Here is a 13595-nt window from a genome sequence, read left to right as displayed (position 1 = left end):
TCCTTTTTCTGCCCCATGCGAGGTGTAAAACAAAGGGAGAAAGCCAGTAGTGGTCCTGTTGTATTTTGCATAGCAGTGGCCTATATTTCGAAAATTTAAAACGAATTTATATAGTTAGATTTCTCTACTTAAAGAAAATATATACAAAAAGAGTTATCCCTTAGTGACTGGATAACTCGAATAAAACAAGATCTTATTTTCCATTTCTCATGAAATTCAAAACTGACGAAACAAATACGCTTACCCCAATCGGCAAGGCATCCTCATCAATTGTAAAACGCGGATGATGATGGGGATATATAATCCTTTTTTCTTCATTTCCAGCCCCTATAAAGAAAAATGTACCTGGAGCTTTTTGTAAAAATGCTGAAAAATCTTCTCCAGCCATTGTTGGCTGTAAGCGAACAACACATTCTTTTCCTAAAAGTTGCAATGCCGTAGTTTCTACATGTCTTGTTACAGTCTCTTCGTTTACAACTGGGCGATATCCATATTCGTATGTAAATGTATAAGATGCACCGTATGCCTCTGTAATACTTTTTACGATTTTTTCAATGCGCTCTGCTGTTTGCTTCCGAAGTTCATTTCGTAAGCTTCTCACTGTCCCGCCGATTGTCGCACTATCAGGAATTACATTATGAGTTGTCCCTGCATGGAACTGTGTTACCGATAACACCAATGAATCTAACGGATTTGTGAGCCTGGAGACAATTTGTTGTAATTGAGAAACAACTTGTGTACCAATCGCGATACTATCAATTGTTTCATGCGGAATACCAGCATGTCCACCTTTCCCAATAATCGTAATCGAAAATGCATCCGGAGCAGCCATCGCTGGACCATATATAACGCCAATTTTCCCAACTTCTAGCGGTGACCAAAGGTGTGCACCAATAATGCAATCAACGCCTTCCATAACACCAGCGTCAACCATTTCCTGTGCACCGCCCGGAAAATTCTCCTCAGCATGTTGAAATAAAAAGCGAATTTCCCCTTCAATTTGATCATATTTTTGTGAAAGTGTGTATGCTGTTCCCAGTAACATCGCCATATGTCCATCATGTCCGCACGCATGCATAACTCCTTTAGAACGGGAAACAAAATCAAACTGGTTTTCCTCTTCGATAGGCAAGGCATCCATATCAGCACGAAGCGCAATTGTTCTTCCGGGTTGCTTACCAATCAATCGTGCCATTACACTATAACGCGCCGGACGCGAAACTTCTAGATGAGGAAAGGTTTGCAGTATATCATAAACCATTTGAGATGTTTGTTCTTCAGAATAAGAAAGCTCTGGGTACATATGAAAATGTCTTCTCCACCAAATAAGCTGTTCTTTTGAAATAGATGCTTCTTGGATTAGATCCATATACAATCATCCTTTCTTCATTCAATTACCTGTTATTATAACTTGTATGCTCTGTAAAATAAAAACTATTCTGAAAATTATAGTTTTTATTTATTTGATGTTTTAGTCTATAAATAGAAAAAGCTCTGACCGTTTCTCTTCGCAGCCAGATGCTCCTCCAAAAGAAAGAGTTTATTAACTTGTATATATACCTAACCAATCATCAATAGCAATATACTCAAAGATTCACCTTATCTATAAGTTGTAAAAAGAAATAAGCAGGTGCGACGCAAAGTCCTAATACACTACAAGTTCCCATAATAAGAGAAAATAAGATACAAGAATATTTTACTGCATTTGTTTTTTTCCACCCATAACTCAAAACTTCAATGCTTAAGCCAATTAGTATAATTGCAACAAGTACTTCTCCAAGTAATAAAAGGGCTAAAGTTGATATTGACATGTATTGACACTTCCTTAGTCATATAATAGTAATATTTTACCATACACAGAAGTAAATCTTAAGGAATAATTATAAAAAAACCTGCTGAGACAATGTCCCAACAGGCTTTTGAAAATATATTACATAGAGAAGAAAATCCAAACTGTACCAACAACCGTTATTGCCGCGATGAAAAAGTGGAATACGATTGTGATTGTTTGTATTACTCCCTCTCCTTCTGTCATGTGCATAAACATAACTAATTGTAATGCCGCTTGTGCCACTGCCATTACAAGAATGCTTGTTAAAATTGTTGAAAGTGGCAAGCTTGTGTGTAACGCTACATATAAAGCTAGGAACGTTAATGCAAGCGATAAAATAAATCCGAAAACGTGTGACCATGGAAATCCGCTATGAGCATTTGTATTGTTTTGTCCCATTATTACGCCACCATCCCGTTCAAGTAAACTAGTGTGTAAATGAAGATCCAAACAACATCAAGGAAATGCCAGTATAAGCTGATAATAAATACTTTACGAGCTGTAACTGGTGTCAGTCCTCGTTTTAAAATTTGGATAATAACACAAGTTGCCCAAATGATACCACCTGTTACGTGGGCACCGTGCGTTCCAAGAAGAACGAAGAATCCAGATAAGAATCCGCTTGTTTGTAGTGTAGCACCTTGGCCAACATACATGATAAACTCTTCAATCTCCATGTAAAGGAATCCAGCACCTAATAGTAACGTAATGATAAACCATAGGAGCATACCATTTTTGTTTTCTTTACGCATTTCATGAATTGCAATCCCGCATGTGAAACTACTTGTTAAAAGAAGAAGTGTTTCAATCATAACAGGCTTTATTTCGAAAATTTGTGCTGGTGTTGGCCCGTCTGCCGTACGACCAGCTAATACTAGGTAAGAGGCGAAAAGTGTTGCAAACAGCACGATTTCAGCCCCAAGGAAAATCCAAAACCCTAAAATATTCAATCTACTTTGTTCAGCTTGATATTCTAGAGGTAAGCTTTTATCTAAAGCCGCCATTTCGTTTCACCTCTCATGCAACATGTTCTGTCTTTTTAATTTCATCTACGCTAACGTAGTATCCGTCGTCGTAATCAAACGAGCGCCAGATCATACAACCTAACATACCAATACCACCGACAATTGCTAACCAGAACCAGCTAAATACTAATGCAAAACCTGCAAGACCGATAAAACAAGACATAATGATTGGAACGCCTGAATTACTTGGCATATGAATCGGTTTTAATTCTTCAGGTTTTGGTATAATAGTTTCGCCGTTTTTCTTCATTTCCCAGAATACATCGCTATGCTTAACTTCTGGTAATTTTGCAAAGTTGTAATGTTGTACTGGAGATTGTGTTGCCCATTCAAGTGTACGAGCATCCCAAGGATCTCCAGTTACATCGCGCTCACCATGACGAATGCTATAAACTACGTTGTAGCATAATAAGGCAAAGCCAACTGCCATCATTACTGCACCGACAGATGCGATTAAGTTTAATCCGCCCCATCCAAGGTTTGCAGAGTAAGTGTACATACGACGAGTCATACCATCTAAACCTAGGAAATACATTGGGAAGAAACAGATATTAAATCCGATCATAAAGATCCAGAATGTCCATTTACCAAGACGCTCATTTAGCATATGACCAGTCATCTTTGGATACCAGAATGTAAATCCAGCAAGCATCGCGAATACTGTACCTGCAATTAATACGTAGTGGAAGTGAGCGATTAGGAAGTAGCTGTTATGGTATTGATAGTCAGCTGCTGCCATCGCAAGCATAACCCCTGTAACTCCACCAATTACGAAGTTTGGAATAAATGCCAATGACCAAAGCATTGGAACCGTAAAACGGATACGACCTTTATAAAGCGTAAACAACCAGTTAAAGATTTTAACACCGGTTGGAATCGAAATTGCCATTGTTGAAATCGAGAAGAATGAGTTAACTGCTGGTCCTGCACCCATTGTAAAGAAGTGATGCAGCCATACAAGACCACTTAGAGCTGCGATTGCAACCATTGAGTAAACCATTGCTGTATATCCAAATAAGCGTTTACGTGAGAATGTACTTACGATTTCAGAGAAAATACCGAATGCCGGTAAAATAACGATATATACTTCAGGGTGACCCCATACCCAGAACAAGTTCGCCCAAAGCATTGGCATACCGCCGCTCGCCATCGTAAAGAAGTGAGCGTCAAATAGACGGTCAAATGACATTAATGCAAGAGCAACTGTTAATACTGGGAAAGCAAAGATGATGATGACACATGTAATTAAAATAGACCATGTAAACATTGGCATTTGCATTAACTTCATGCCTGGTGCACGCATTTTTAAGATTGTTACCATGAAGTTAATCCCTGTCATCAGCGTCCCGAGACCTGAAATCTGCAATGCAATTGCATAGTAGTTATTTCCTACACCAGGGCTAAATTCTGTACCAGCCATTGGGAAGTATGATGTCCACCCAGCGTCTGGAGAACCACCGATAACGAAGGCGATGTTAAATAACATAGCACCGACGAAGAATAACCAAAAACTTAATGCATTTAAGAAAGGATATGCAACGTCACGTGCTCCAATTTGAAGAGGAACAACAACGTTCATAAGTCCCATAACAAACGGCATTGCCATGAAGAGAATCATAACTGTACCGTGTGTTGTAAAGATACCATTATAGTGTTCAGCGTTTAAATATGTTGTGTCAGGAAACGTTAACTGAGCACGAATCATTAATCCATCCATACCGCCGCGGAACATCATTACAATTGCTGAAATGATATACATCAATCCAATTTTCTTATGGTCAACAGAAGTTAACCACTCATCCCAAAGCCATCTCCACTTTTTGTACTTTGTCAGCACAAAAATGATTCCTAACGTCACAAGAACAATAGATACGTCCGCTCCGTATATAATCGGATCGCCTGTGACAAAAAATTCATCAAGCTTCACTATATTCACTCCAATCTGTTGGAATAATCGTTATTACTTTTTGTTTTTGTAGTAGTTGTAATCACAATATTCAAGTGATTTTGGATCTACATATTTTAAATGTGTATTAGAGTATGTCATACGCCCTACTACACCTGGTTGAATGATTTCTTTATATTTGTTTTCTGATAACTTAGGAGCACCTTTTGCTTCTTTTACCCACTTGTTGTACTCTTCTTTTGTTTTTGCTTCAAGTTCAAACTCCATGTGAGTAAATCCTTCACCAGAGAAGTTTGCACTACGTCCAGTGTAAGAACCTGGTTTATCAGCTTGTAGGTATAAATCCATAATCATGCCATCCATTGTATACTTCATTCCACCAAGTTCTGGAATCCAGAAAGCATTCATTGGACCAACAGAAGTTAATTTAAATTGAATTGGTACACCTGCTGGTACATTTAAATAGTTAACGGTTTCAATTCCTTCCTCAGGATAACTGAATAACCATTTCCAGTTAGCAGATGTAACGTAAATTTCAACAGGTTTTATATCTTTTGTTTGCTCTGGTGGCTTTTCCGATGCGTACGTTGCTTTTACAGTTGGGATTGACAATGCAATCACGATGATAACAGGGAAAATAGTCCAGATAACTTCTAAAAGAGTATTACCGTGTATATCAGGTGGCTCATAGTCCATATTTTCTGGTTTTTCACGGTAACGAATTAAAATAATTGTGAACAGGACGAATACGACTACAATAATTACTGACATCAGTATGAGTGACCAAATAATTAAATCATACTGCGTTTTTGCAACAGGTCCTTGTGGATTTAATACAGCGATTTTTTCGCATCCACCGAGGAACAAGAGTAATGATAGTGGAAGAAGAGAAGCCAACTTCCAAAATTTTTTTTTCAGTTGCACGATTGAAAATCTCCTTTCTCCTTGGATTGAAACTATGCCAATAAAACAATATAAACCTATTAATTTATAGATGGCAATAGTTTTTGAGATATTGTTAAAAAATAGACACAAATGCACAGTTTTTACGATGAAAAACATTTGTAACTTGCTAATATTGTAAACTATTTTTGAGATCATATTTCGATTTTTAAAATTTTAAGATAAATAAAGTTATACCAAAATATCCAATAAATAGAAAAAAGCTATCTCATAATAGAATAAGATAGCCGAATATTCCATATATTTAGTTTATTTTTATGAGATGTTTTTTTGCTGTTCAAATGTGACAATTTTTTTATATTTTAATTGATAAAAAATGTAACAAATAATCATGAATGGAATACCACAATATAAAGCGATGCGTTGCTCTGGAATAAATGCTAAGCTTATAAATGTAACAAAGTTTAAAGAGAACGCTGCAATAGGAACAAGGGGATAAAGCGGCGTACGGTATTTTAAGTCTCGTATATCCCCGCCGTTCTTAATAAATTCTCTTCTAAAGAAAAATTGAGATGCAGCAATGGACATCCAAACAACGACAGCTGCCATAGCCGCAATCGATGTTAATACTAAAAAGACGGTATCAGCGGCAAATACACTTGTTAAAAGAGAAAGACCAGCAAAGATTAAGCTAAAAATCAAAGCATTGATCGGTACCCCTTTTTTCGTTAATTTTGTGAAGCGCGGACTTCCCATTCCTTGTTTTGCCATCGCCCAAAGCATACGAGAGTTTGCGTATAAACCAGAATTTGCCACCGATAATACAGCTGTAATAATAACAAAATTCATAATGTCTGCTGCATAAGGGATTCCAGCTGTGTCAAAAACGAGTACGAACGGGCTTTCTACAAGATTTGCTTCTTGCCATGGTAATAATCCTACAACTACAGAAATGGCAAGAACGAAAAAGAAAAGTGTTCGCCAAATTGTATTTTTTATAGCACGTGGTATTGTGATTTCCGGCTGCTTACTTTCGCCTGAAGCAATACCAATTAATTCTGTTCCCTGAAACGCAAAGTTAACGGTAATCATTGTAAGAAGAACAGCTGGAAGTCCGTTTGGAAATAACCCGCCATTTTCTGTGAAGTTATGGAACATCGGTGCGGGCTTACCGTTAAAGTCTAATAAACCAAACATAACAGCACCGCCGAGTAAAATAAAAATAATAATCGTCATTACTTTAACACTCGCAAACCAAAACTCAGCTTCAGCATAAGCACGTGCAGATGAAGCGTTTACAATAAAGAGTATGGCAGCGAATACAACACACCATATCCAAGATGCAACATCCGGAAACCAACGCTTCATTAAAATACTGACAGTCGTTAATTCCACTCCGACGGTCACAGCCCAATTTAGCCAATACATCCATCCAGCGACAAATCCAAAACCAGGTGAAATAAATTTGCTAGCATAACTTTGAAAAGAACCTGCTTCCGGCATTGCAACTGTTAGCTCTCCGAGACAAAGCATAGTTAAATACATAACAAACCCGCCGACTAAATAGGCAAGAACAGCTCCGCCAGGCCCAGCATTGTGAACAATTTGTCCAGATCCCATAAATAATCCGGTTCCGATAACTCCTCCTAGTGCAATCATGAAGAGGTGTCTGCTTTGCATTGTACGTTTTAGTTCATTCGACTGCTTCTCTTTTTGTATCATATACCCCTCACCTCATATTTTAATGTTGTTTAGCGGAAATCATCAGTAAACCGCTAATTAAATTTCTCCTCACCGAAGAAACTTAACCAAGTTAAACATGTTCAATTTTAACAAAATACCCTAAAGTTGTACATTTATTTTTCTTTTTATTTAAAAAAATTAGAATTTTTAGACCTTAATATTGGAATAACAATCTATAGAATCATTCTAGTAAACTAACAAAAACAAAGGTACAATGAAGAGAGTATCATTTTCGAAATGTAGAAAAATAATTATGTAATGGAGTTAGAGATATGTTTAGGAGCATTAAATACATATGTATTTTAAGTATTGGAGTTATTGTTTGTGTGGCATGCAATAAAGAAGTTATGGGAGTAATTGAAACAGGGAAAAATAAAATCTTTCAAAAAACACAGGAACTTCGTATAGACTTTTCATTTAAAATGAAAGAGCAAGTGATGATTGAAAATGTTCCATTTATAAAACAACTTCCTGAATTAGAACGCGGTTGTGAAGTGACAAGTTTAGCAATGCTACTGCAATATAACGGGATTCAAGTGGACAAAATGAAGCTTGCGAGTGAAATCGCTCGTGTCCCATTTAAAGCAAACGGTGTGAAAGGAAACCCACATGAAGGGTTTGTTGGAAATATTTACACAAAGTCTGAACCAGGCTATGGTGTATACCATCAGCCAATTTTTCAATTAGCACAAAAATATGTTCCAGATAAAACGATTGATTTATCCGGAAGAGAAATCAAGGATATATATAAAGTACTTAGTGCTGGTTCGCCAGTATGGATTATTGCTAATACAACTTTTCAACCGCTAGATGCGGATAACTTTGAAAGTTGGAATACAAATGCTGGAGAATTAAAGATTACATATTATGAACATAGTGCAGTTATTATTGGTTATGATAAAAACTATGTATATGTAAATGACCCACTAGCAGATAACCCGCGTAAAAGTATTCCACGTACTCAATTTGAAAAAGCGTGGGAACAAATGGGGAAACAAGCAATTACTATTCTTAAATAATAAAAAGTCATCGATTTCGATGGCTTTTTATTTTTATTAGACAATATATATAAGATCAAAAACCTTCTTTTTTGGGAAGGCGAGATAAACCGGCCATGCGTAGATGCGGTCAGGGCCCTTTTCTGCTACTTGCCATGTTTTAAAACAAAAGGAGTAAGCGAGTGCTGGGCATGGGGTATTTTTCGTAGCAGCGATTTGGATGTTGAAACATGAAAATGAATTTATGTATATAGACGTCCCTCTTTCTTTTCGGGATGGCAAGAGCGTCTGGCCATGTGTAGATGTAGGGTGAGAATAAAGTTTGAATAGAACTTTCCCTTCAATCATTATTTAACAACAAATACAAAAACTCCATTTTGAAAAAAGATTGATCAAAATGGAGTTTTTCTTTTTAGTTAAGGATGAGATTTTTATAAAAAAGTTTATTCGTTTTCTACCAGTGTTGATTCGTAATTACGCCCGATTGCAGAATAAAGACATAAAGTTAGTTCTTACCGATTAATATTTCTAAATCAACAGTGATTTGAGCTGAACTCCCTTCCAAGAATGATTTAACTTGTTTTTCTGTGGTCGCCCATAATAAAGGAGTCATTTGAACTAACGATTGCATTGATAGACTATCAAGTGTCACGGTATAACATAATCTTGAACTATCTATCAATTGGAAGTTCTCATTAAATCGTTCAACAGTATCAACATTATAATAAGATTGTTTTTCAGATCCATCGAATATAATTTCTCTTAATTCTTTTAAGTAGTCACTTCCAGGAACGACTTTAATCACTAAACCATCAGCTTTTAACAATCTATTAAATTCTGCATAATTGGAAGGTGATAAGATATTCAGAATAATATCAAATTGCTTATCTTTAAATGGTGTATTTGCTAGGTCGGCAACAGTCCAAATCTTATTAGTGTAGTTCTTAGCGGCTACCAAAACACCTTCTTTAGAAAGATCAATCCCTACTCCTGTAACTATTTTTTTATAAGCAGAACTAGCGATTTCACAAATGCTAGTTAGGTGAGAACCTTCGCCACATCCCATATCAATTACAGATATTGATTCTTTTTTAACAGCAACATGCTTATTTATGCTTTCAACAATTACCTGACTTAATAGTGCAAAAAAGCCATCCTCTGCAATAATTTTTCTTCGCGCTTCAAAAAGTTCCTTAGTGTATTTAGTTTTTACTAGTTGAGTTGTCAAGTTGATATATCCTTGTTTAGTAAAATCAAATGTATGGTTATTTGAGCAGATTAAACTCTTTAACTCAAAAACCTTCATTGTTGAGTCGCAAATAGGACACTTGAAAATATGTTCAAATTTACTTAAATATTCTGCGCTCTGCATTCTTTTGTTCATTTTATACAAAGAAGCCACCTCATTCATTTTTAGATAAATGAAAAAGGCATAGACAAATAAACCCTCATCATATTTTCAAAAAAATACGAGTCGGATTTTAAAGTAGTCTATACCTGTCACTATCTATATCGAATGAATTGAATAATCATGAAATTAACTCCTTTGTAGATGTATAGGTTTTAACCCATAAAGACACTAACACGATTAAATTTTTATTGCAACTAAATAATTTTAAACGTGTTAGTAGAATAAAAAGAGATACAACCGTATGACTTTATTTCAAATCTACAGAAGCGCTCAGGGCCCTTTTCTGCCACATGCGTGGTTTCAGCAAGCAAGTGCGGGGCATGGTGTATTATGCATAGCCGCGACTTATGTATCGACACATGAAAACAGATTTATATAGTACAGAAAACATTGTCTTTTTTTGTAGCATAACAGATGGAAATGTTTTATAATTTGAAATAGTTAAATAAATTTGTAAGCGGATACAATATGTTTCTTACTAATTAAAGGAGGTTTATTATGCAGCAAACAAACAAAGCAGAAAATTTAAACCGTGGATTAAAACAACGACATATTACCCTTATGTCGCTTGGCTCTGCCATTGGAGTTGGACTCTTTTTAGGATCAGCTTCCGCTATTAAACTCGCAGGACCATCTATTTTATTTGCTTATATCATTGCTGGCCTTGCAATCTTTTTCATTATGCGAGCGCTTGGAGAAATGGCAATTGAGCAACCTGTTGCCGGTTCATTCAGTAAATATGCACATGACTATTTAGGTCCACTAGCAGGGTATATAACGGGCTGGAACTATTGGTTCTTATGGGTTGTAACTTGTATGGCTGAAATTACAGCAGCAGGAATTTATATGCAATATTGGTTCCCAAACACTGAACGCTGGGTGTGGGCGTTAATTGCTCTTGTATTAATGAGCGCACTAAACTTTTTATCGGTTAAGGTGTACGGAGAACTTGAGTTTTGGTTTGCTTTAATTAAAATTGTCACAATTATCTGTATGATTGTAATTGGCACCGGTATTATTTTATTCGGGTTTGGAAACGGCGGCGTAGCGACTGGAATTTCAAACCTTTGGTCACACGGCGGTTGGTTCCCAAATGGATTTTCTGGCCTTCTTCTCTCATTACAGATGGTACTATTTGCTTACTTAGGAGTAGAGTTAATTGGTGTAACAGCTGGAGAAGCAGAAAACCCGAAAAAAACATTATCTAAAGCGATTGATAACGTTTTTTGGCGCATTTTAATCTTCTATGTAGGTGCCTTATTCGTTATGATGGCAATTTATCCATGGAATGAGATTGGTGAAAAAGGAAGTCCATTTGTACTAACGTTTGAACAAATCGGCATTGCGAAAGCAGCAGGAATTATTAACTTTGTTGTCTTAACAGCTGCTCTTTCTTCTTGTAATGGAGGTCTTTTTAGTACAGGTCGTATGTTATTTACATTAGCACAACAAAAACAAGCTCCAGAAAAATTTGGTCAATTAAATAAAAATGGAATTCCAAGCAAAGGAATTTTAGCAACAGCTTTCGTATTGTTAATAGGAGTTGCATTAAACTACGTTGTTCCGGCAAAAGTATTTACGTGGCTAACAAGTATTTCCACGTTCGGAGCAATTTGGACTTGGGGCGTCATTTTAGTTGCACAGCTTCGTTTCCGCAAAGGTCTATCACAGGAGGCGCAAGGCAAATTAACGTACAAACTGCCATTGTATCCACTTAGCTCTTATGTTACGCTCGCTTTCCTTGCTTTAGTATTAGGTATTATGGCATACTCCGCTGATACACGTATCGCATTAATCGTTGGACCAATTTGGCTCATCGCTTTAGTAGCTGTTTATTATGCAAAAGGATTTCACACAACAGATAAAACATCGAAATCTTCTTCGCAAATTGGGTAAAACTAATTCCTTCCTCATATGAGGAAGGGATTTTTTCTCTTCTACTGCTATATAAAAAAATATTTCTCAACAAAATTCATCTTATTTTTACAAAATTTTATGAATTCCCCCTTTCTTCTTCCGTTATATTTCGGTAAAGTAATATAGGGACACTTTTATCCGTAGGGGCAGCTGATAGTTAGTTGAAAGAATCGCACTCTTACTTTATTAAACTTACTTTAGGGGGATTATTATGAAGAAAGAAAAATGGCTGAAGCTCACATTAGCAACAGGAATGACTTTAAGTATGGCCACCATGTTTAGTCCAACAACTTTTGCTGAAAGCGCTTTAGATCCAGCTCCACAAATTGCAGCAAAAATTGTTAACGAAAACGCTGGAAAAAAAGTATTATTTGATAATACACATGGTCAAACAGCAGGGACAGCTGATTGGGTTATTGATGGGGGATTTTCTGATTTCGGAAACGGCGTTGCAAACAAAGGCTTCTTTGTAAAAGAACTACGTAAATCAACACCTATTACTTATGATGACTTAAAAGATTACAATGTGTTCATCGTTCCAGAAGCAAACATTCCGTATAAAAAATCAGAACAAGATGCGATGCTGCAATATGTGAAAAATGGCGGAAGTATCTTTTTTATAGCTGATCATTATAATGCTGACCGTAATAAAAATCGCTGGGATTCCTCAGAAGTTTTTAACGGGTACCGCCGCGGAGCATGGGATAATCCAGTAAAAGGAATGTCTTCTGTAGAAGCATCTTCACAAGCGATGCAAGGTGTAGAAAGCTCTGATTGGCTTGCAGATAACTTTGGCGTACGCTTTCGCTATAATGCAATTGGCGATGTTTCTACAAATGAAGTTGTAGCGCCAGATCAATCATTCGGAATTACTACAGGTGTTTCATCTGTTGCTATGCATGCTGGAGCTACAGTTGCAATTGTAAATCCGAATTTAGCAAAAGGAATTGTCTACTTACCAGAAAGTTTACCTAAATGGAATAATGCTGTAGATAGCGGTGTATATAACGGCGGCGGCATCGCTGAAGGTCCTTACGTTGCAGTTGCAAAAGTTGGTTTAGGAAAAGCAGCCTTTATCGGTGACTCTTCGCCAGTTGAAGATGCAACGCCAAAATATGTTCGTGAAGATACGGGACAGTCTAAAAAAACATATGATGGATATAAAGAAGAAAGCGATGCTACTTTATTAACAAATATTGTAAAATGGCTCTCTACAAAAGAATCATATACGAGCTTAAATCAAGTAAACGGATTGCAATTAGACAAACCAACACCATTAAAATCATTTGAACAACCAAGCGTATCAACTGAGCCGCAACCAGAACCATGGAGCGCTCCTAACCAAGGATATCAATGGTTTAACACAAGCACATTTAAATCTGGTTCTTACGGCTATACTAACAATAATACTGATAATAATAATGATGGAAACGTCTCAACAAATGATTATAACTTTATTCACCCTAGTACTCTTCCAAACAGCGGTGTATTTCAAATAAAAATACAAGCAAATCATTTATTACCAAACACTACTTACAATAATTATTCTTTAGGCATTTATACAAGTGGTGGTACACAAGTAGCAAAAGTTCAAAATGTAAACGGCACTTGGCCTTCTTCTTACGGTTATAGTAATTCATTTTCCTTCACGACAAATAGCCTAGGTTCCGCTGAAAAAGTTGTGAATGTACAAATTGCTCCTAATACAGTAGGACAAGCTACGTTACGCCTTCGTCAAAATACAACTGTAAAAGAAAATAAAACAGTTGTAATTGGAACACCTGCTATTCGATAAAAGGAACCCCCTTTCGTGATGAAAGGGGGTTTTTTTATGTATCATTCCTCCTTTATCATTATATAA

The 13595-nt window shown here is 36.5% G+C and carries 11 protein-coding genes; 3 read left to right on the top strand and 8 right to left on the bottom strand.

Annotation, left to right across the window (positions count from 1 at the left end):
• Positions 1 to 193 precede the first annotated feature (193 nt).
• From BM350_RS18495 to BM350_RS18465, 7 genes are all read right to left on the bottom strand, one after another.
• A complete protein-coding gene (locus BM350_RS18495) occupies positions 194 to 1369 on the bottom strand; it encodes a M20 family metallopeptidase (RefSeq protein WP_090918945.1) in 1176 nt (391 codons plus the stop codon).
• Between the two features lie 217 nt (positions 1370 to 1586).
• Positions 1587 to 1811 carry a DUF4022 family protein gene (locus BM350_RS18490; protein WP_090918943.1) on the bottom strand — a complete coding sequence of 75 codons (225 nt, stop codon included), beginning with the start codon at positions 1809 to 1811 and terminating at the stop codon, positions 1587 to 1589.
• 119 nt (positions 1812 to 1930) lie between these two features.
• Positions 1931 to 2230 (bottom strand): cytochrome aa3 quinol oxidase subunit IV, encoded by a 300-nt coding sequence (gene qoxD / locus BM350_RS18485; protein ID WP_090918941.1) that lies wholly within the window; start codon positions 2228 to 2230, stop codon positions 1931 to 1933.
• A gap of 2 nt (positions 2231 to 2232) precedes the next feature.
• Positions 2233 to 2835, bottom strand: coding sequence for a cytochrome aa3 quinol oxidase subunit III (qoxC, locus tag BM350_RS18480; protein ID WP_090918939.1), 603 nt, complete (start codon positions 2833 to 2835; stop codon positions 2233 to 2235).
• Positions 2836 to 2848: 13 nt separating this feature from the next.
• Positions 2849 to 4783 carry a cytochrome aa3 quinol oxidase subunit I gene (gene qoxB / locus BM350_RS18475; protein WP_139207748.1) on the bottom strand — a complete coding sequence of 645 codons (1935 nt, stop codon included), beginning with the start codon at positions 4781 to 4783 and terminating at the stop codon, positions 2849 to 2851.
• Between the two features lie 33 nt (positions 4784 to 4816).
• Positions 4817 to 5686 carry a cytochrome aa3 quinol oxidase subunit II gene (gene qoxA / locus BM350_RS18470; protein WP_090918936.1) on the bottom strand — a complete coding sequence of 290 codons (870 nt, stop codon included), beginning with the start codon at positions 5684 to 5686 and terminating at the stop codon, positions 4817 to 4819.
• Positions 5687 to 5980: 294 nt separating this feature from the next.
• Entirely contained in the window at positions 5981 to 7387 is a 1407-nt protein-coding gene (locus tag BM350_RS18465; protein ID WP_090918934.1) for an amino acid permease, read from the bottom strand.
• Positions 7388 to 7680: 293 nt separating this feature from the next.
• Between BM350_RS18465 and BM350_RS18460 the strand changes: the two genes are divergently transcribed.
• Positions 7681 to 8427: a C39 family peptidase gene (locus BM350_RS18460; protein WP_090918932.1), complete on the top strand. Its 747-nt coding sequence runs from the start codon at positions 7681 to 7683 to the stop codon at positions 8425 to 8427.
• A 484-nt stretch (positions 8428 to 8911) separates the two neighbouring features.
• Here the strand turns inward: BM350_RS18460 and BM350_RS18455 are convergent, their stop codons facing one another.
• Complete coding sequence (locus tag BM350_RS18455) at positions 8912 to 9790, bottom strand: putative RNA methyltransferase (RefSeq protein ID WP_090918966.1); 879 nt, start codon at positions 9788 to 9790, stop codon at positions 8912 to 8914.
• A gap of 525 nt (positions 9791 to 10315) precedes the next feature.
• On the opposite strand from BM350_RS18455, the gene BM350_RS18450 reads away from it, so the two are divergent.
• Together BM350_RS18450 and BM350_RS18445 are read left to right on the top strand one after the other, a co-directional pair.
• Complete coding sequence (locus tag BM350_RS18450; RefSeq protein ID WP_090918930.1) at positions 10316 to 11713, top strand: amino acid permease; 1398 nt, start codon at positions 10316 to 10318, stop codon at positions 11711 to 11713.
• A gap of 232 nt (positions 11714 to 11945) precedes the next feature.
• Entirely contained in the window at positions 11946 to 13529 is a 1584-nt protein-coding gene (locus BM350_RS18445) for a DNA-binding protein (RefSeq protein WP_090918929.1), read from the top strand.
• Positions 13530 to 13595: the final 66 nt, after the last annotated feature.

Source organism: Bacillus sp. 103mf (assembly GCF_900116295.1).
GTDB lineage: Bacteria > Bacillota > Bacilli > Bacillales > Bacillaceae_G > Bacillus_A > Bacillus_A bruguierae.
Note: the sequence above shows the minus strand (reverse complement) of the source record. Positions and strands in the feature narration are given on the sequence as shown.

Excerpts from the sequence above, each read along its gene's own strand:
- BM350_RS18495 (WP_090918945.1), bottom strand. The coding sequence starts at position 1,369 with ATGGATCTAATCCAAGAAGCATCTATTTCAAAAGAACAGCTTATTTGG.
- BM350_RS18490 (WP_090918943.1), bottom strand. The coding sequence starts at position 1,811 with ATGTCAATATCAACTTTAGCCCTTTTATTACTTGGAGAAGTACTTGTT.
- qoxD (WP_090918941.1), bottom strand. The coding sequence starts at position 2,230 with ATGGGACAAAACAATACAAATGCTCATAGCGGATTTCCATGGTCACAC.
- qoxC (WP_090918939.1), bottom strand. The coding sequence starts at position 2,835 with ATGGCGGCTTTAGATAAAAGCTTACCTCTAGAATATCAAGCTGAACAA.
- BM350_RS18465 (WP_090918934.1), bottom strand. The coding sequence starts at position 7,387 with ATGATACAAAAAGAGAAGCAGTCGAATGAACTAAAACGTACAATGCAA.
- BM350_RS18460 (WP_090918932.1), top strand. The coding sequence starts at position 7,681 with ATGTTTAGGAGCATTAAATACATATGTATTTTAAGTATTGGAGTTATT.
- BM350_RS18455 (WP_090918966.1), bottom strand. The coding sequence starts at position 9,790 with ATGAACAAAAGAATGCAGAGCGCAGAATATTTAAGTAAATTTGAACAT.
- BM350_RS18450 (WP_090918930.1), top strand. The coding sequence starts at position 10,316 with ATGCAGCAAACAAACAAAGCAGAAAATTTAAACCGTGGATTAAAACAA.
- BM350_RS18445 (WP_090918929.1), top strand. The coding sequence starts at position 11,946 with ATGAAGAAAGAAAAATGGCTGAAGCTCACATTAGCAACAGGAATGACT.